17 protein-coding genes are annotated in these 17634 nt (G+C 73.0%); 9 read left to right on the top strand and 8 right to left on the bottom strand.

Going from position 1 to position 17634, the window contains the following annotated elements:
* Positions 1-8 precede the first annotated feature (8 nt).
* Positions 9-650, top strand: coding sequence for a hypothetical protein (locus QI554_RS10965; protein WP_281468600.1), 642 nt, complete (start codon positions 9-11; stop codon positions 648-650).
* Positions 651-692: 42 nt separating this feature from the next.
* Here the strand turns inward: QI554_RS10965 and QI554_RS10960 are convergent, their stop codons facing one another.
* Positions 693-1433 (bottom strand): SseB family protein, encoded by a 741-nt coding sequence (locus QI554_RS10960; RefSeq protein ID WP_281468598.1) that lies wholly within the window; start codon positions 1431-1433, stop codon positions 693-695.
* 123 nt (positions 1434-1556) lie between these two features.
* Between QI554_RS10960 and QI554_RS10955 the strand changes: the two genes are divergently transcribed.
* Positions 1557-1730: a type II toxin-antitoxin system HicA family toxin gene (locus tag QI554_RS10955; RefSeq protein WP_281468596.1), complete on the top strand. Its 174-nt coding sequence runs from the start codon at positions 1557-1559 to the stop codon at positions 1728-1730.
* Complete coding sequence (locus tag QI554_RS10950; RefSeq protein WP_281468593.1) at positions 1727-2149, top strand: type II toxin-antitoxin system HicB family antitoxin; 423 nt, start codon at positions 1727-1729, stop codon at positions 2147-2149. The genes QI554_RS10955 and QI554_RS10950 overlap by 4 nt, the downstream gene beginning before the upstream one ends.
* A gap of 251 nt (positions 2150-2400) precedes the next feature.
* Here the strand turns inward: QI554_RS10950 and QI554_RS10945 are convergent, their stop codons facing one another.
* Positions 2401-4125 (bottom strand): carboxyl transferase domain-containing protein, encoded by a 1725-nt coding sequence (locus QI554_RS10945; protein ID WP_281468591.1) that lies wholly within the window; start codon positions 4123-4125, stop codon positions 2401-2403.
* Positions 4126-4270: 145 nt separating this feature from the next.
* Between QI554_RS10945 and QI554_RS10940 the strand changes: the two genes are divergently transcribed.
* The 6 genes from QI554_RS10940 (at position 4271) to QI554_RS10915 (ending at position 10932) form a co-directional block, all read left to right on the top strand.
* Entirely contained in the window at positions 4271-5497 is a 1227-nt protein-coding gene (locus QI554_RS10940) for an amino acid deaminase/aldolase (RefSeq protein ID WP_281468589.1), read from the top strand.
* 175 nt (positions 5498-5672) lie between these two features.
* Positions 5673-6113, top strand: coding sequence for an STAS domain-containing protein (locus QI554_RS10935; RefSeq protein ID WP_281468587.1), 441 nt, complete (start codon positions 5673-5675; stop codon positions 6111-6113).
* Between the two features lie 43 nt (positions 6114-6156).
* Positions 6157-6798, top strand: coding sequence for a GNAT family N-acetyltransferase (locus tag QI554_RS10930; protein WP_281468585.1), 642 nt, complete (start codon positions 6157-6159; stop codon positions 6796-6798).
* Positions 6799-6862: 64 nt separating this feature from the next.
* Positions 6863-7777 (top strand): 5'-3' exonuclease, encoded by a 915-nt coding sequence (locus tag QI554_RS10925; RefSeq protein ID WP_281468736.1) that lies wholly within the window; start codon positions 6863-6865, stop codon positions 7775-7777.
* Positions 7778-7970: 193 nt separating this feature from the next.
* On the top strand, positions 7971-8696 hold the full coding sequence (locus QI554_RS10920; RefSeq protein ID WP_281468583.1) for a hypothetical protein: 726 nt from the start codon (positions 7971-7973) through the stop codon (positions 8694-8696).
* Positions 8697-9030: 334 nt separating this feature from the next.
* Positions 9031-10932, top strand: a complete 1902-nt coding sequence (locus QI554_RS10915; protein WP_281468581.1) for a sigma-70 family RNA polymerase sigma factor — start codon at positions 9031-9033, stop codon at positions 10930-10932.
* A gap of 922 nt (positions 10933-11854) precedes the next feature.
* Here QI554_RS10915 and QI554_RS10910 read toward each other — a convergent pair.
* The 6 genes from QI554_RS10910 to QI554_RS10885 form a co-directional block, all read right to left on the bottom strand.
* Positions 11855-14620, bottom strand: a complete 2766-nt coding sequence (locus tag QI554_RS10910; RefSeq protein WP_281468579.1) for a DEAD/DEAH box helicase — start codon at positions 14618-14620, stop codon at positions 11855-11857.
* 93 nt (positions 14621-14713) lie between these two features.
* The gene (locus QI554_RS10905; RefSeq protein WP_281468577.1) at positions 14714-15661 is read right to left on the bottom strand and encodes a diacylglycerol kinase; all 948 of its coding nucleotides are present in this window, start codon (positions 15659-15661) and stop codon (positions 14714-14716) included.
* Between the two features lie 94 nt (positions 15662-15755).
* Complete coding sequence (tatC, locus tag QI554_RS10900; RefSeq protein ID WP_281468575.1) at positions 15756-16622, bottom strand: twin-arginine translocase subunit TatC; 867 nt, start codon at positions 16620-16622, stop codon at positions 15756-15758.
* An 88-nt stretch (positions 16623-16710) separates the two neighbouring features.
* On the bottom strand, positions 16711-16983 hold the full coding sequence (gene tatA, locus QI554_RS10895) for a Sec-independent protein translocase subunit TatA (RefSeq protein ID WP_281468573.1): 273 nt from the start codon (positions 16981-16983) through the stop codon (positions 16711-16713).
* A gap of 144 nt (positions 16984-17127) precedes the next feature.
* The gene (locus QI554_RS10890; protein ID WP_281468571.1) at positions 17128-17325 is read right to left on the bottom strand and encodes a hypothetical protein; all 198 of its coding nucleotides are present in this window, start codon (positions 17323-17325) and stop codon (positions 17128-17130) included.
* Between the two features lie 18 nt (positions 17326-17343).
* On the bottom strand, positions 17344-17547 hold the full coding sequence (locus tag QI554_RS10885; protein WP_281468569.1) for a PDDEXK family nuclease: 204 nt from the start codon (positions 17545-17547) through the stop codon (positions 17344-17346).
* Positions 17548-17634 lie beyond the last annotated feature (87 nt).

Raw genomic sequence — 17634 nt, 5'->3', positions numbered from 1 at the left:
GGGACGCGATGGGGCTGCTGGAGGACTTCCGCAAGGCGTATGACGGGGCGCTGCTCACCGTCGACTGGCTGGAGCGCTCGGTGCGGCTCGATGCCGCGCTCGACGCGGTGCTCAAGCCGTGGGTGCGCGAGCGCATCGCCGCCTGGGAGGACACCGTGCGGTGGTGCGACTACAGCGACATCGCGCATGCCTTCGACGGACTCGCGGCGATCGCGCCCCAGTACGCCGACCTGCGCCGGGACCTGGCCGCCGACAGCCTCGGCCGGCACCGGCCCGAGGCGCCGTGGCGGACGATCGACCGCATCCGGATCGAACTCGTGCGCCATCCGGTGGCAGTGCGCGCCCGTACCCGGAGCCGCCACCCGCACCCCCGCTACACGCTGCGGCTCGTCAAGCCCGCCATGCAGGCGGCGCGGGTGGAGACGTGGGAGTTCCGCGTCCTCACCCCGGCGCCGGGCGGCCCGGACGCGGTGGAGACCTTCACCGTGACCGTGGTCCCCGACCGCCAGACGCAGTACGGGACCCTGCACGTGCCGCCGGAGCTGGCCGAGCACGGGGTCTGGCACGAGGAGCTGTGGTTCGCGTTCGACGCGCTGGGGCGGAAGATGAGCGAGCCGTCCGTCGGCACGGTCGACGCGAGCGACGGCTGACCGGCTCGCCCGCCTGGCGGACGCGGGCCGCCTACCGACCCCTCAGCCGCCTCGCGTGTACAGCGGCTCGCCCGGCGCGGGGGCGCCCGGCGGCAGCAGGGCCAGGTCCAGGCCGCGCGTCAGGCGTCCGCGCAGGACGTCGGCCTCGGCGAGGCGCCCGGCGATCCGCTGCGCGGCGGCCGTGACGTCCTGCGGCGGGGCACCGGAGACGAGCGTCAGGCGCACGTCGGCGGCCTCGGCCTCGGCCAGGTAGGCCGCGTCGATCACCGGCTCGGCGGCGACGGCGCCGCGCACCGCGTCCGCGACCTGCGGGTCGAGGTGCGGCACGACCAGGTCGCGCCCTTCGGCGAGGGCGCGCAGCGCGGGGCCCGTGACCTCGTACGGGTGCGGGCCGGCCACGTCCAGCAGCAGCGTGTCGGCGTTCTCCGAGTACGTCGCGAGCGCAGCCCGCCGCGCGTCCACCGGAACCGGGCGCGCGTCCGGCCGCCAGCGCGCGAGCGCCTCGGTCGACGTGAACGCCGGCAGCGCGCGGCGCCCGGACGCCCCGACGATCGTCGGCACCGCCATGTCACTGGACTTCTCGCGCTTGAGCTCACCGGGGGCGGTCTCCTCCAGCTCGCCGAGGATCGCCACGACCGGCACCAGCAGACGCGCGCCCGCGAGGGGCTTCAGCACGTCGGCCGGCGACGCGTCGGCCGCCAGCGCCGCGGCGAGCGCGGGGTCGGCGGTGCCGTCGTCGCCTGAGAAGCCGGGGTCGGGGATGCTCTTGCCGGTGAAGTCCACGCCTCGACCCTAACGGCTCGCAACACACGGACTGAGCCCGCACACCTGAGGCACCTCACCCGTTCGGGCGAGGTTGTCTAGTATCGCTAGAGGGCATATGTCTAGCGACCTAGCCTTCGGCACGTGAAGAGAACCGACCTGGTGCGGCAGCTCAGGGCGATGGGCGCGGTGTTCGTCCGCCCAGGAGGCGGCCACGACATCTACGAACTGCGGGGCTCACTCCTCGCGGTGCCGCGGCACCGCGAGATCAACGAGCTCACGGCAGCGTCGATCCTGAAGAAGGCGAGGAACGCATGACCGTACCGACGACCTACACCGCTCGCGCGGAACGCTCAGGCGACTGGTGGGCCGTCAGCATCGACGACGTCGCCGGCGGCATCCACACCCAGGGCCGCACCGTGCGCGAAGCCCGTAGGATGGCCGCCGACGCCATCGCGGCCGTCCTGGACGTCCCCGTCGACACAGTGAACGTCGACCTCGTCATCGAGGGCACCAGCGCCGAGCTCAAGCAGCTGCGCACCGCCCGCGAAGCGGCCCGCCAGGCGGCACGCGACGAGGGGGAGGCGCTCACCGACGCGGTCGCCGCCCTGCTGCACACCGGCATGAGCCAACGCGACGCCGGCGACATCCTCGACCTGTCCCACCAGCGCATCAGCCAGCTCGCCAGCGCCGCGGACCGCAAGCCGAAGAGGACGCGGAAACTGCAGGGCGCCTGACATTCCGCCTCGGGCCGCGTGGGGATTCCGCTCGGGATGCCGCACGGGCTTGACCACTGGGCCGCGTGCGGCATCCCGTTCGGGGACGCGTCCGGCAGGGGCGAACGACAGTCGCGATCAAGTGTCGTCGGCCGCCACCTCGGCGCGGGCGGGGCCTGTGGGGCCCGTGTTCCCGAACGTGAATCAGGCTAGGCACCACGACAGTTGCCGTCCCAAGATCGGCAGCAAGTCACCCTTAAGAGTGAGACGGGTCAGGCCTGGGGCAGGCCGAGCGTGCGGTAGCGGGCCAGGCGCCCCGCGATCCGCGTGGTGGCGTCGAGGCCTCGCAGGGCGGTCAGTTCGTCGGCGAGGGCGTCCGCGACGCGGTGGATGAACGGCTCGGGTTCCGCTGCGGCGTCGGGGAGTTCGGGGATGATCCGGTCGACGACGCCGTTGGCCGTGAGGTCCGCCGAGCGGATGCCCTGGCGTTCGGCGATCTCGGCGGCGCGCGTGGTCGTGCGGAACAGGATCGCGGACGCGCCCTCGGGCGGCAGCGGTGACAGCCAGCCGTGTTCGGCGCACAACACCCGGTCGGCGGGCAGGAGGGCGAGCGCCCCGCCGCCGGCCCCCTCGCCGAGCAGCAGGCACACCGTGGGCGCGGGCAGCATGACGAGTTCGGCCAGGCACCGGGCGATCTCCCCGGCCAGGCCGCCCTGTTCGGCGTCGGCCGAGAGCGCCGCACCGGCGGTGTCGACCACCGTCACCAGCGGCAGCCCGAGTTCGGCGGCCAGCCGCATCCCGCGTCGGGCCTGCCGGAGCCCGGCGGGGCCGAAGGGGCCGTACTCGCTCTGCCGCGTACGGTCGTGTCCGAGCACGACACAGGGCGCGCCCGCGCCGCCGGGAGAACCGACACGCGCGAGCGCCAGGCGCAGGGACGGCTCGCTCTCCCCCTCCCCGGTGCCGCGCAGCGGTGTGACGTCCCGCGCCCCGTAGCGCAACAGCGCACGCAGCCCGGGCCTGCGCGGATCGCGGGACCGTCGAACGCTGTCCCACGCGGACGAGGCGGCCGCGTCGACGTGTGCGGCAGTCCCACCGACCGCTGACCCTCCGTCCTCGCCGCCCGCACCACCCGCACCACCAGGCACCCCGCGATCCAAGACCGCCGGCGAGCCTGAGGCCCTGCCCCCCGATGCCGCAGTCGCGGGCGAACCTCCCGCCGCGGCACTCGCGCTCGCCCACCCCGACTCGGCAGTCGGCGCGGCAGGCCCGTCAGGCTGCGGCTCCCCGTTCAGGCCGTCCCCCAGCACGTCCAGCACCTTCACCGCCACGTCCCGCAGCCGTTCCGGCGGGACCACGGCGTCGATCAGCCCGTGCTCGTACAGGTTCTCCGCGACCTGCACGCCCGCCGGGAACGGTTCGCCGTTCAGGGCCTCGAAGACGCGCGGGCCGAGGAAGCCGATCAGCGCGCCGGGCTGGGCCGCCGTGACGTGGCCGAGTGAGCCCCACGAGGCGAACACGCCGCCGGTCGTGGGGTGCCGCAGGTAGACGAGGTACGGGAGCCCAGCGGCCTTGTGCGCGGCCACCGCCGCGGAGATCTTGACCATCTGCAGGAAGGCCACGGTGCCCTCCTGCATGCGCGTGCCGCCGGAGGTCGGGGAGGCGACCAGCGGCAGGCGCTCGGCACTCGCACGCTCGATCGCCCGCACGAGCCGCTCGGCCGCCGCGACGCCGATCGAGCCGGCAAGGAACCCGAACTCGCACGCGACGACCGCGACCCTCCGGCCGTGGATCCGGCCCTCGCCGGTGACCAGCGCCTCGTCCAGGCCGGTGCGCTCGCGCGCGGCCCGCAGTTCGGCGGCGTAGCCGGGGTCGACGGCGCGCGGCTCGGGCAGCGGGTCGTCGTCCCAGCGCGTGAAACTGCCCGGGTCGAGGACACGGTCGATGAGGTCGAGGGCGGGGACGTGCATCGGCTTGCCTCCCGGGCCGGTGTCGATCATGTGAACGATGCCATGCGCCGGGCCCGCGCGGACCCCGCTGTCCACGGAAACGCCGCCGGGCCGCCCCTGTGTGCGGACATCCGCCGTCGTGGATCACCGCCCGTCCGACCTACCGCTTGGTAACCGGATCTGGCAGGCTGCGCGCATGGCCAGCATCACCGCCCCCCGCAGCACGCACCGACCGTCCGACGACCGTGCGCGCTACGACCGCGCGACCGCGCACTTGGACGCGCCGTTCGCGATCGTCGACGTCGAGGCGTTCCGCGCGAACGCCGCCGACCTGGTGCGGCGGGCCGCCGGCAAACCGGTGCGGATCGCCAGCAAGTCGGTGCGCTGCCTGCCGCTGCTGCGCGAGGCGCTGGCGACGGACGGCTTCGCGGGCGTGATGGCGTTCACGCTGCCCGAGGCCTTGTGGCTGGCCGCCGAGGGCTGCGAGGACGTGCTGGTGGCCTACCCGTCGACCGACCGCGCGGCGTACGCGGCGCTGGCCGCCGACCCGGTGGCGGCGGCGCGCGTGACCGTCATGGTCGACGACGTCGCGCAGCTGGACTTCATCGACCGCCACCGCGGCGACGGCACCGAGCGGATCCGCGTGTGCGTGGACATCGACTGCTCGTGGCAGCCGTTCGGCGGGCGCGTGCGGGTCGGCGCGCACCGGTCGCCGCTGCACACTCCCGACCAGGTCGCCGACGTGGCCGAACAGGTCGTCAAGCGCCCGCAGTTCCACCTCGTCGGGCTCATGGCGTACGAGGCGCAGATCGCCGGCGTGGGCGACGCCCCGGCCGGGCGGGCGCTGTACGGCCGCGCCATCCGCTTCATGCAGGCCCGCGCGGGCGCCGAACTCGCCGCGCGGCGGGCCGAGATCGTGCGCGCGGTGCGGCAGGTCGCCGAGCTGGAGTTCGTGAACGGCGGCGGCACCGGCAGCGTCGAACGCACGGTCGCCGAGCCGTCCGTGACCGAGGTCGCGGCGGGCTCCGGGCTGTACCAGCCGAGGCTGTTCGACGACTACACGTCGTTCTCGGGGCGGCCCGCGGCGCTGTTCGCGCTGCCGGTGGTGCGGCGGCCGGGGATGGGCTGGGTGTCGGTGCTGGGCGGCGGCTACCCGGCGTCGGGCGCCGCGGGGCGGGACCGGCTGCCGACTCCCTACCTGCCGGCCGGGCTGGCGTACGACCCGCAGGAGGGCCCGGGCGAAGTACAGACGCCGCTGCGCGGCGCGGCGGCGGACGACCTGCTGATCGGCGACCGGGTGTGGTTCCGGCACGCGAAGGCGGGCGAGCTGTGCGAGCGGTTCGACGCGCTGCACCTGGTCGAGGGCGACCGGGTCGTCGGCACGGTGCCGACGTACCGCGGCGAGGGCAAGACGTTCCTGTAGAAGGCCGGTCGACGGGACGCCGAACGGCCCGGGGCGCGAGGGTGGATTCCGGGTGGAATCCGGGCGGTCCGAGGCACGGCGAACACCCGAAACCGGCTGCTATGCGGCAAGCCGCCCGCGATCCGCACGGGCGGGTGCAAGACGCGTGGTCGTGGGGCTGTCACCGACGCTCCGGATGCAGCAGAATGCACACGGCGCCGTGAGGTTCCACTCCCGTCCCGACCACGGAAAGGTCGAGGCCATGGTCGCGCGGCTCGGCATGCTCGGTCAGGAACATCCCGTCACCGGGGTGACCATCTGGCGCGGGTGCGCCGTCGTCCATCTGCATGGCGAACTGGACCTGCACAACGCGCCGTTGCTGCACCGGACCCTGATCGACCTGATCGACGGAGGCTGCCGCCGCGTGGTGGTCGACGCGACCGGTCTGACGTTCTGCGACTCGGTGGGGCTCGGCGTGCTGATCGACGCGTTCAAGGCGATGCACGCGTGCGGCGGAGGCCTGCGGCTCGCCGCGCCGGACCGGCACGTGCGGGCGACGCTGCGGATGACCGGACTGATCGACATCCTCGGGGTGCGTGACACGCTCCAGGAAGTGCTGGACGAGTTCGCGGTCTGAAAACGCGTTGGCCGGCCCCCAGGGGGCCGGGCGACAATCGGGCATGATCTCCGATGCCTGGCCGCTGTTCGGTCTGCGCGTGACGACGCCGCGCCTCGAGCTGCGGCTGCCCCGCCTGGAGGACTTCGACGGCCTGTTCGAGGCGGTCGCGCGCGGCATGCACGAACCGGACTACCTTCCCTTCAACGTGCCGTGGTCGACGCAGCCGGAACCGGCCAGGTCGCGCGGCTCGCTCCAGTTCCACTGGCGCACGTGGGCGGAGTGGAGCGCGGCCAAGTGGACGCTCGCGCTGGTGGTGTTCCACGACGGCGTGCCGGTCGGCCAGCAGGACCTGGTCGGCAGGGACTTCGCGGTGACCCGCCAGGTGTCGTCCGGCTCGTGGCTGGAGACCCGGCTCCAGGGCCGCGGCCTGGGCGCGGAGATGCGCGCGGCGGTGCTGCACCTGGCGTTCGAGGGCCTGGGCGCCGAGTGGGCGGTGTCGGCGGCGTTCACCGACAACCCGAAGTCGCTGGGAGTGTCCCGCAAGCTGGGCTACGCCGAGGACGGCGTGGACGTCGTCGCGTCCGGCGACCGGGCGCGCCTGCAGCAGCGCGTGCGGATCGACCGCGCGGCGTGGGAGGCGCACCGCACGGTCCCGGTCGAGGTGCACGGGCTCGACGCGTGCCGGGACATGTTCGGGGTGTGAGCGGGGCGGTCCCGGGGCGTTGGCGGACCCGTACGGCACGATAGGTCGCGTGCCTGGACAACTGATGCTCCTCGATACCGCTTCCCTGTACTTCCGCGCCTACTTCGGCGTGCCCGAGTCGGTGAAGGCGCCCGACGGCACGCCGGTGAACGCGGTGCGCGGGCTGCTGGACTTCATCTCGCGGCTGGTGTCCGACCACCGTCCCACCGCGCTGGTGGCGTGCTGGGACGACGACTGGCGGCCGCAGTTCCGGGTCGACGCGATCCCCTCGTACAAGGCGCACCGCGTCGCCGAGTTCACCGAGGACGAGGTGCCGGACGAAGAGGAGGTGCCGGACACGCTGTCGCCGCAGGTCCCGATCATCGAAGACGTACTGGCGGCGTTCGGCATCGCGCGGGTGGGCTCGCCGGGCTTCGAGGCGGACGACGTGATCGGCACGCTCGCGACCGCCGCGGACACGCCGGTGCGGATCGTGACCGGCGACCGCGACCTGTTCCAGCTGGTCGACGACGCGCGCGGCGTGCAGGTGCTGTACCCGGTCAAGGGCGTCGGCAACGCGGACGTCATCGACGAGGCGGCGGTGCTCGCCCGCTACGGCGTGCCCGCGTCGGCGTACGCGGACTTCGCGACCCTGCGCGGCGACGCCAGCGACGGCCTGCCCGGGGTCAAGGGCATCGGCGAGAAGACCGCGGCGCAGCTGATCGCCGAGTTCGGGGACCTGGCCGGGGTGCGGCGCGCGGCGGACGACCCGGCCTCCTCCCTGACTCCCGCGCGGCGGCGCAACCTCCAGGCCGCCGCCGACTACCTCGACGTGGCACCGGGGGTCGTCGCGGTGGTCCGGGACGTTCCGGTTCCGGCGGATCTGGTCACCGCGCTCCCCCGCGCGCCCCGCGACCCGGCCGCGCTCGACGCGCTGACGGCCCGCTGGGGGCTCGGCGGCTCGGTCGAGCGGCTGCTCGGAGTACTCGCCGAGGCCTGAGGACACACACTCCTGAGGGGTCCGGCGCACACTCCGCGCCGGGCCCCTCAATCACGTCAAGGCAAGGCAAAGCGATCACTCGAAAGGGTCACCCGGAAGCGCGCCGGGCGCGCAATCCCCATGTGATCCAGGTCACACCAAATATTACTCACAAGTCGCGTCACTTCTCGGGGACACCCCGGTCTCCCCTGGCATGGGTACCGAGTGTGACATCGCATCGACCGCCGACCCCGACTGGCTTCGGGGCGAGTGGCACCGTGTGACGCGCCGGGCCGGCTGGCCCGCCCGCGTCGAATGGCACAGCGCCGCCGTGGAGCTGTGCATCGAGTCGTTCCTGACCACCGGACACGTCCGGTCGGCCTGCATGGCGCTCGGCCGCGACCGCGCGGCCGCCGAGATCCCCCTCGACGTGGCGCTCGCCGAACTGGACGCGCTCTTCCTGTGCGCGCTGGCGTACGCCGCGCCCGCCGCCGTCGTGCAGGCCTACGTGAGCGCCCGCGCGCGAGCCACCGCGCCGGGAACGCTGCCGCCGGGCACCGACCCCCTCACCGAACTCCCGTCCGCCGCACTGCTCCAGCGCCGCCTCCAGGAGCGTGCCTACACCGGGGAGCACACCCGGCTGATCGTCGTCCAGCTGGAGGTGCCCGAGACCCGCTTCTGGGCGCACCTGCGGCACCTCCTGCTGACCGCACGGCACATGGAGCGCGCCCTCGGCGAGGACGTGCACGCGGTGCCGGCCGGACGCCTGATGGCCCTGGTCGACGGCGACGAGCCGACCCTCCCCGACCGCCTCGACCGGCTCTGCCGCGCCCCCGTCGACCCGTTGGCGGGGCTGCAGGGCGCGCCCGGCCACGTCCCCACCGTCCCGCGCCCGCACGTCCGGCTCGCCGTCGAGCCCGGTACGCCCCAGGGGAGTTGACCGTGTACCACCGCACCACCGGCACGACCGGCACCACCCGCACGACCGCACCGACCCGCACGACGCACGCCCTCCTCGCGGCCCGCCCCGCCCACCGCGGCGGGCCCACAGGACACCGCACCGTCCACCGCATGACGCACGGTCACGCACACCACGACCCGCACCCCGGGGGCGCGCAGGAGATCCCCTCACGCCCCCTTTGCACAACTCACGCCGGAGCGCACAACCCCTATGGCGTACGCCCCCGGGCGTTCTGGACAGACGGCGCGGACATCGCCACGATGCTGACGAAAGAGCCGAAAGAGCCGGGCAGTGCCGCGCAAGGGGGTCATGGGTGTCACGCGAGGACGACCCGTCGGCCTCCGGTCCCGACCGGCAGCCGCCGGATCCACCGACCGAGCCCGACGGCGCACCGCCCCAGTCACCCGACGACGACAGCAGCTGGATCCCGGGCCAAGGGCGCCACGAGGACGGACCGCGCCACGCGGTCGTTCCGGGCCAGCGCACCGCCCTGCACCGCCGAGGACCGTTCCCGACCCCGCGGCGGGACGAGCCGACCGGAGCCGGCGAGGCCGGTACCGGGGCGGCCGACGCCGCAGCGACCGGTGCCGTCCCGGCCCCCGTCCGGGCGCAGCACGACGCCGTCGGCGCCGACCACCCCGGCATGGCCGACACCCCCCAGGGACACGGCGGTTCGGGCGGAACCGGCGACGAACACCAGGCCCCGCCCGAGCGCCACGACGACGGCCCCTCCGACGGCTACCTCGCCGAACGCGTCCGCGACGGCGACGACGCCGCCTACGAACTCCTCTACCAGCGCCACGTGGCCGCCGTCCGGCGCCTGGCGCGCCTGTGCACGCGCACCAAGGAGAACGCCGAGGACCTGGTCGGAGAGACGTTCACCCGCACGCTGCACGCCCTCCGCGCCGGCCACGGGCCGCGCGAGGCGTGCCGCCCCTACCTGCTCACCACGGTGAGACGGGTAGCCGGCGACTGGGCCCGCAACGAGCGCCGGGTCCTGCTCACCGACGACGTGGCGGCCTACGAGTCCGCGAACGAGGTCCCGGAGGACCCGGCCGTCGCAGCCACCGACCGGCAGCTCGCCGCCAAGGCGTTCCACGAACTCCCGGAGCGCTGGCAGGCCGTGCTCTGGTACACCGAGGTGGAACGCGAGCCCCGCGACCGCGTGGCACCGCTCCTCGGCGTGAGCCCGAACGCCCTGTCCAAACTCAAGGAACGGGCCCGAGACGGACTCCGCGACGCCTACCTCAAGGTGTACGTGGAGAGCGGACTGCCCAGCGAGTGCCGGCCGTTCGCCAAGAACTACGGCGCCTACGTGCGGCACAGGCTCGGCGACCGCGCCGAGGACAACGTGAAGGCGCACCTCGACGTCTGCGACCGGTGCCGGGCCGCGTGCGTCGAACTGGCCAGTGTCAGCACGACCATGCGCGTCGTCGCCGAGGGCGTCCTGGGCGCCGCGGCGCTGGCCTACCTCGCCGCGGCGACCGCCGCAGCGGCAGCCGTAGGCGTGGCGGTCGCCGCCGGGACAGGCGCGGCAGGCGCGGGAGCGGCAGGCGCCAACGCGGCCGGAGCCGGAGCGGCAGGCGCGGGCAGCGCCGCCGGCACCAGCGGCGGCTCCGCCGCGGGCGCCGCCGGAGAAGGCGGCTCGACAGTCCTCAAGGCCTCGCTGATCGCAGGCGCCACCATCGCCATCGCCGCGGCCGCCTGGGCGTTCGTGGCAGGCCAGGACGACCACACCAAGCCGGCCGCCGCCCCGGCGCCCGCCGCACCGCCCAGCCCGGCCCCGTCGCCCCCGGCCCCGCCGGCACCCCCGCCGGTCATCCCACCGCCGCCCCCCACCCCGACGCCGCCACCCCCCAAGCCGACGCCCCCGAAGGCCGAACCCGCCAAGCCCACTCCCCCGCCACCCCAGCCCACCCCGACACCCCCGCGCCCGGAATCCCCGCCCCCCACCCCGAAGCCCGACCCGCCGAAGCCCACCCCCAAGACGCACCCGACGGTCATCGTCGAACCGACGAGGATCCTGATCGACACGGGCCGTTCACGCTTCGAATGCAAGGGCACCCAGATCCCCCACACCAGCCTCCCCCGGTGCGAACAGGTGACCATCACCCTCCCCACCCGCCCAGCCCCACCGAACCGCCCGACCCCGGCCCCGACCTGCAAGGAATACACCCGCCCGGGCGGAACGAAGCTCACCATCTGCCGCAAGTAGCCCGCCGAAACGGCCAGTTCACCCGGTGACGCAAGTGTGACGCCAAAGGGGCCTACCAGGGCCGATTCGGTGATTCGCATACGTGACGGCACAGTGACCGGGGGTCCGGGGTGGGGCTGTTCCGTTGCAGCGTGGAGACCTCCTGCCATGCACCGTCCCGGACCTGTCTGCCGGCGGAGGCCACCTCCCCCTCCCGATTGGTGATTGTCCGCGCGGCCGGTCGCCTGTCAAGGCGCGGTGGACCGGTCTTCGACAGGTGGCCTGTCCCGGGGTGGTGGGGGCGCCTTGACAGGCGCCCGGCCGCGCTTAAAACCGCGGCAACTATCGGGAGGGGGAGGCGGTGTGGAGGCGCATCGAGTGCGTTGCGTCGCGGGGTTGCGGTCCCAGCGTGGTGGGGCGGGCGACCACCTTTGACGGCCGGCGACCGGCCTTCTCGAGTCTTATATCGCACCAAATCGGTATATTAAGGCGCCGAATCCCTATTTGGCTTTCCGTCAAGAGGCGGATGTGGCAACACATTGCCCGATCCGTCACACGAAAAAGGTTTTCAGTAAGCCTCGGTGGCCGCAGCCCCTCGACCGACCCGCCGGCACGGCCCGCCCCCGACCGGTACCGCCCGCCCCACCACGCTGGGACCGCAGCCCGGCAGCGCGAACCCGGACACGCGCGCCTTCACACCCCGCGCCCCTCCCGACAGCTGCCGGGTTGTCTGCGCGGACGGGCGGCTGTCAAGCCGCCCCCACCACCCCGCGACAGGCCGCCTGTTGAGGACCGGTTCACCGCGGCTTGACAGCCGTTCGGCCGCGCGGACAATCCAAAATCGGGAGGGGCGCCAGGACACCGCCACCAGCCAGGTCAGGAACGGTGCAGCAAAAAAGCCACAACGAGGCAGGCCAAGCCGTCGGCGCAGCCCTCGTCGCCCCTAGTTCACCGACGAGTACGCCACAACCCCACGCCGAACAGCCTCAACCGCCCGCCGAGCCGTGGCCCGCACCTTCCCGTCCTCCGGCGCCGCGTCCGCGATCTGGCCCAACACGTCGACCAGTTGCTTCATCCATCGCACGAAGTCCCCCGCCGGCAGCTCCGACTCCCCCAGCACGACGTCGAGCCGCTGCCCCGAAGCCCAGTTGTACGCCGTCCAAGCGAACCCCAGGTCCGGCTCCCGCAGGAAGTCCAGCCCGTGCCGCTCCTCCAGAGCGTCCAGGTGCCCCCACAGCCGAACCATGTCCGCCAACGCCGCCTTCGCCGCCCCACCGGGCAGACGAGGCGCCAACGCGTCGTCGGGCATCCGGGCCTCGAACACCAGAGCCGACGCACAGGCCGCGAGTTCCGCCGGGGTCAGTTCGTCCCACAGCCGTTCCCGCAGACACTCCGCCGTCAACAGATCCAACTCGGCGTAGATCCGTGCCAGCCGCCGCCCGTCGTCGGTGACGGTGTCCCCCCGCAGGTAGCCGAGGTCCGTCAGCATGCCGCACACGCGGTCGAAGGTCCGCGCGATCGTGTGCGTCCGCCCCTTCATCCGCCGCTCGAGCTGCTCGGTGTCCCGCTGGAGCCGGTAGTACCGCTCCGCCCACCGCGCGTGGTCCTCGCGCTCGTCGCACCCATGGCACGGGTGCTGCCGGATCTCCTGCCGCAGCCGGGTGATCTCGGGGTCGTCCGCCGCCGCCGAGCGGCCCCGTCGGGGCCGGGAGGGCTCGATGTGCCCCGCCTTGGTCCGGAGCGCCGAGGCCAGGTCCCGTCGGGACTGGGGGTTGCGGGCGTTGAACGACCGCGGGATGCGCATGCGTTCGACCGCCTCGACCGGCACAGGAAAGTCGATGGACGCCAGCCGGCGCGCCTGCCGGTCGGCGGTCAGCACGAACGGCCGCGGCCCGTCGTGCCCTTCGTCCAGTCCGGGGTCGAGCACGACGGCGAGCCCCGCGTACTTCCCCGTGGGCACCACGATGACGTCACCGGGCCGCAGCTTCTCCAGCGACGCCGAGGCCGCCGCCCGGCGCTGGGTGGCGCCCTCCCGCGCGAGCGCCGTCTCGCGGTCCTTGAGCGCGCGGCGCAGCGCCCCGTACTCCTCGAAGTCGCCGAGGTGGCAGGTCATCGCCTCGCGGTAGCCCTCGAGGCCTTCCTCATTGCGCTGCACCTGCCGGGCGATGCCGACGACCGAGCGGTCGGCCTGGAACTGCGCGAAGGACGTCTCCAGCAGTTCGCGCGACCGGTGCCGCCCGACCTGCCCGACGATGTTGACCGCCATGTTGTACGACGGCTTGAACGACGACCGCAGCGGATAGGTGCGCGTACCGGCCAGGCCCGCCAGGTACTTCGGGTCGAAGCCCTGGTGCCACAGCACCACGGCGTGGCCCTCGACGTCGATGCCGCGCCGCCCGGCGCGCCCGGTCAGCTGGGTGTACTCGCCGGCGGTGAGGTCGGCGTGTGTCTCGCCGTTCCACTTGACGAGCTTCTCCAGCACCACCGAGCGGGCCGGCATGTTGATGCCCAGCGCCAGCGTCTCGGTGGCGAACACGGCCTTCACGAGCCCGCGCACGAACAGTTCCTCCACGACCTCCTTGAAGGTCGGGAGCATGCCCGCGTGGTGCGCCGCGATGCCGCGCTGGAGGCCTTCGAGCCATTCGAAGTAGCCGAGCACCTGGAGGTCTTCGTCGGGGATGTGCCCGGTGCGGGACTCCACGATCGACTTGACCTGTGCGCGTTCGGCGTTCGTGTTGAGCCGCAACCCCGCGTGCAGGCACTGCTGCACGGCGGCGGCGCAGCCGGCGCGGCTGAAGATGAACGTGATGGCGGGCAGCAGCCCCTGCGCGTCGAGCTTCTCGATGACGTCGACGCGGGAGGGCGTCCACACCCGGCGCCGCGGGGGCGCCCCGTCGCGGATCGCCGCGGCGCGGCCCTTGCGGTACTTGTCGTACGGGCGGCCGGTGCGCTCGTTGGTCTCGCGGGCGAGCCGCACCAGGTCGGGGTTGACCTCCTGGTGCCGTTCGTCGGTGAACAGGTCGTAGACGCGGTTGGCGGCCATGACGTGCTGCCACAGCGGCACCGGGCGGTGCTCGGAGACGACGACCTCGGTGTCGCCGCGCACGGTGCCGAGCCAGTCGCCGAACTCCTCGGCGTTGGACACGGTCGCGGACAGTGACACCAGGGTGACGGACTGCGGGAGGTGGATGATCACTTCCTCCCACACCGCGCCGCGGAAGCGGTCGGAGAGGTAGTGGACCTCGTCCATGACCACGTATCCGAGCCCGGCGAGGGTGTGCGACCCCGCGTAGAGCATGTTGCGCAGCACCTCGGTCGTCATGACGACGATCGGCGCGTCGCCGTTGACCGAGTTGTCGCCGGTGAGCAGGCCGACCTTCTCGGGCCCGTAGCGCTTCACCAGGTCGGTGTACTTCTGGTTCGACAGCGCCTTGATGGGCGTCGTGTAGAAGCACTTGCGGCCCTGTTCGAGGGCGAGGTGCACGGCGAACTCGCCGACGACGGTCTTGCCGGAGCCGGTGGGTGCGGCGACGAGGACGCCGCGCCCGGCCTCGAGGGCCTGGCAGGCCTCGACCTGGAACGGGTCGAGGCCGAACTCGTACTCGCCCCGGAAGGCGTGCAGGCTGGTGCGCTCCTCGATCTGCCGGGTGCGTGCCGCGGCGAACCGCTCGGCGGGCGACGGTTCGCGGTCCTGGTCCGGTGCTGTCATTCGGACCACCCGATCTTCGGTCGCGCGCTGTTCAGGACTCGGAAATCGCGGCGTGCGCCGCGGCAAGGATCCAGAGGCATCTCACCGAGCAGATTACCGGGCGGAGTCCGGCGATGTGATCACGTTTATCTCCGGCTCGGGGGCGGGCGCGGGAATCTCGGCGACGGGCGGGGCGAGCAGCCGCAGGGCCCCACGCTCGGTGGTCGCGGTGACGGGGAGGGCGGAGATGCGCTCGCCGTCGGCCCACGCGGTGACCTTGGGGGCCGCGAGGGACACGACGGAGGCCTCGTAGGTGGTCACCTTGGGGTGCTCGACGTGCCGGCCGCTGTAGGCGCGCGGGAGGACGCGGAGCAGCTCGATACGGCCGCACGCCTCGACGACGGTGATCTGGAAGCGGCCGTCGTCCATGCGCGCGTCGGGGCAGATCTTCATGCCGCCGCCGTACGAGCTGCCGTTGCCGACCGCGACGAGCATGGCCTCGACCTCGAGGGTGCGGCCGTCGAGCTCGAGTTCGTACGGGACGGGCTTGAGGTTGCCGAGCTCGGCGAGGACCGCCCGGTTGTAGCGCATGCGCCCGCGCGGCCAGCGCATGGCGTTGGCGCGCTCGTTGACCCGCGAGTCGAAGCCGGCCGCGATCACGGTGCCGAACCAGCGTTCGCCGACCCGGCCGAGGTCGAGGTCGCGGGTGTGGCCCGCGGTGATGACGGGCAGCGCGGCGTCGAGGTCGCCGACCGGGAGGCCGACGGTGCGCGCGAAGTCGTTGCCGGAGCCTATGGGGACGATGCCCAGCGGGGTGCCGGTGCCGGCGACCGCCTGGAGCGCGAGCGAGACGGTGCCGTCGCCGCCGACGGCGACCACGGCGCCGGTGCCGGAGCGCACCTCGGACCGCAGCCGGGCGAGTGCTTCGGCCGGGTCGGGGACGAGGATCTCGCGGACGGGCAGGCCCGCCGCGCGCAGGCCGGCCGCGACGGGTCCGGCGGCGCGGGCGGCACGGCCCCGGCCTGCGGCGGGGTTGACGAGGATGGTGATCTCACGGGACACGCCCGGCACAGTAGTGCAGGGCGTGTCATCCGTGCAGGTCAGACCCGCCCGTCAGGCCGGTAGGCGCGAGCGGGTCGCGGGGTCGTGCGGGACGTCAGGTGATGTCGTCCGCGTGCACCGACGCGTCGTGCCCGTTGCGCGGCGTCGGCGTGGTGGTGTCCAGCCGGGACGGCGTCAGGTCGAGGTCGGAGGCCTCGTCGTCGTCCAGGTCGCCGCCGAGCTGCTCGGTGCGGTGGCGTCCGCGCCGCTTGTCGTTGATCAGCGCGACGAGTATCGCCAACCCGTACAGGAAGGTGATCGGCACCGACAGCAGGCACATCGTCAGCGGGTCGGTGGTGGGGGTGGCCACCGCGCCGAAGATGAAGATGCCCATGACGACCCAGCGCCACCAGCTGATCATGTTCTTCGCGCTGATGATGCCCGCAAAGTTCATCAGGATCAGGATGAGCGGCAGTTCGCACGCCAGGCCGAAGACCAGCACCATGCGGACCAGGAAGTCCAGGTACTCGTCGAGGTCGATCTGGTTGTTGGCGCCGGCGACCGTGAAGCCGAGCAGCGCCTCGAGGGCGTGCGGCAGGATCGCGTACGAGAACCACGCACCCGCGACGAACAGCGGCACACCGAGCGCCACGAACGACAGCGAGTAGCGCTTCTCGTTCTTGTGCAGGCCGGGGGCGAGGAACGCCCACAGCTGGTACAGCCAGATCGGCGCGGCCGCGACCACGCCGACCACGAACGAGACCTTGAGCATGGTCGAGAAGGGCGACAGCACGCCCTTCTGGACCAGCGCGGAGCACTCGCTCTGGCCGACGCCCTGCACGTCGAGGTCACACACCGGCTTCACGAGGAAGTGCGCGATGTCCTTGTAGTAGAACAGCGCGACGATCGTGACGACGAGTATCGCCAGCAGTGCCTTGACCAGCCTGTTGCGCAGTTCGCGCAGGTGGTCCATGAGGGGCATGCGCCCCTCGTCGTTCTTGGGCGGGGCAGGCTTGCGCCTGAGCCCTCTGCGTTCGCTCACTTGAGGGCCGACTCCGGGGGGCTTGGGGTCAGCGGCGGTTGGCGTCGGCCTCGCCGACGGGGCGCGCCTGCGTGGTGTCGCCGGGCGCGGCCTGGATGGTCCGCGGCGCCTCCGGGGCGTTCGACCGGGCGGCGGCGTCCGCGTCCGCGTCGTCGGTCTTCATCGCCTTGGCCTCGCTCTTGAGGATGCGCATCGAACGGCCGAGCGCCCGCGCGGTGTCCGGCAGCTTCTTGGCACCGAACAGGAGCACGACGATGACCAGGATCAGAATGATCTCGGTGGGTCCAAGCCTGCCGAACATAGTTGCTACCTCATAACCGGGGGGTTGATGGGTCCGATCGTACGCTGACCAGTGTTAAGGCTGTGCAACGCAATCGTGGCGAACGTCGGGCGCTTTCGGAACCCATCTGTTCACCGGTGTTACGCCAAAGATCTTTCAGGACATCTACAAACCGCGCCGGTTGAGCGGCATTCGCGCCGCATCGAGCTCCGCGGCGGCCTCGCCGATGCGGTCGGCGGCGTCGGCGGCGGTCCGGGCGAAGTGACGCACGTCACCCGCCAACCGGAAGGCCAGTCTGCCGAGCACCGCGAGACCGGCGACGACGAGGACGAGGACGGCGGCGAGCAGGACCCACAAGAGCATGCCGGAACCCTACCGACGTCAGCCCGCGACCTGCATGGACGCGACGCCGCCGTCGGACAGCAGCTCGACGATCTTCTCGCCGGCCGGGCGGCGCACCGACTCGCCGCACGTCGGGCAGCGGAACAGGTAGAACGACTTGTTGGGGCGCAGCACGAGCCGCAGCTGATCAGCCGTCAGCTCAACGCGCCCGCACACCGTGCAGCGTGCCGTGAACGTCGCCACCGGGGAGCCTCCTTGCCCGCGCCGCCGGGCGCGCCGAGTGCCGGGTCAGGGAACCGGTGCCCCGCGTGCCACCCTGACGCCGCACCA

Origin of the sequence: Yinghuangia seranimata, assembly GCF_029953285.1 — a bacterium.
Classification (GTDB): Bacteria; Actinomycetota; Actinomycetes; order Streptomycetales; family Streptomycetaceae; genus Yinghuangia; species Yinghuangia seranimata.
The sequence above is the reverse complement of the archived record's forward strand: the minus strand, read 5'-3'. Positions and strand labels throughout refer to the sequence as shown.

Coding starts and splice junctions, on each gene's coding strand:
- QI554_RS10965 (WP_281468600.1), top strand. CDS start 9: ATGGGGCTGCTGGAGGACTTCCGCAAGGCGTATGACGGGGCGCTGCTC.
- QI554_RS10950 (WP_281468593.1), top strand. CDS start 1,727: ATGACCGTACCGACGACCTACACCGCTCGCGCGGAACGCTCAGGCGAC.
- QI554_RS10945 (WP_281468591.1), bottom strand. CDS start 4,125: ATGATCGACACCGGCCCGGGAGGCAAGCCGATGCACGTCCCCGCCCTC.
- QI554_RS10940 (WP_281468589.1), top strand. CDS start 4,271: ATGGCCAGCATCACCGCCCCCCGCAGCACGCACCGACCGTCCGACGAC.
- QI554_RS10935 (WP_281468587.1), top strand. CDS start 5,673: ATGCAGCAGAATGCACACGGCGCCGTGAGGTTCCACTCCCGTCCCGAC.
- QI554_RS10930 (WP_281468585.1), top strand. CDS start 6,157: ATGATCTCCGATGCCTGGCCGCTGTTCGGTCTGCGCGTGACGACGCCG.
- QI554_RS10925 (WP_281468736.1), top strand. CDS start 6,863: ATGCTCCTCGATACCGCTTCCCTGTACTTCCGCGCCTACTTCGGCGTG.
- QI554_RS10920 (WP_281468583.1), top strand. CDS start 7,971: ATGGGTACCGAGTGTGACATCGCATCGACCGCCGACCCCGACTGGCTT.
- QI554_RS10910 (WP_281468579.1), bottom strand. CDS start 14,620: ATGACAGCACCGGACCAGGACCGCGAACCGTCGCCCGCCGAGCGGTTC.
- tatC (WP_281468575.1), bottom strand. CDS start 16,622: ATGCCCCTCATGGACCACCTGCGCGAACTGCGCAACAGGCTGGTCAAG.
- tatA (WP_281468573.1), bottom strand. CDS start 16,983: ATGTTCGGCAGGCTTGGACCCACCGAGATCATTCTGATCCTGGTCATC.
- QI554_RS10890 (WP_281468571.1), bottom strand. CDS start 17,325: ATGCTCTTGTGGGTCCTGCTCGCCGCCGTCCTCGTCCTCGTCGTCGCC.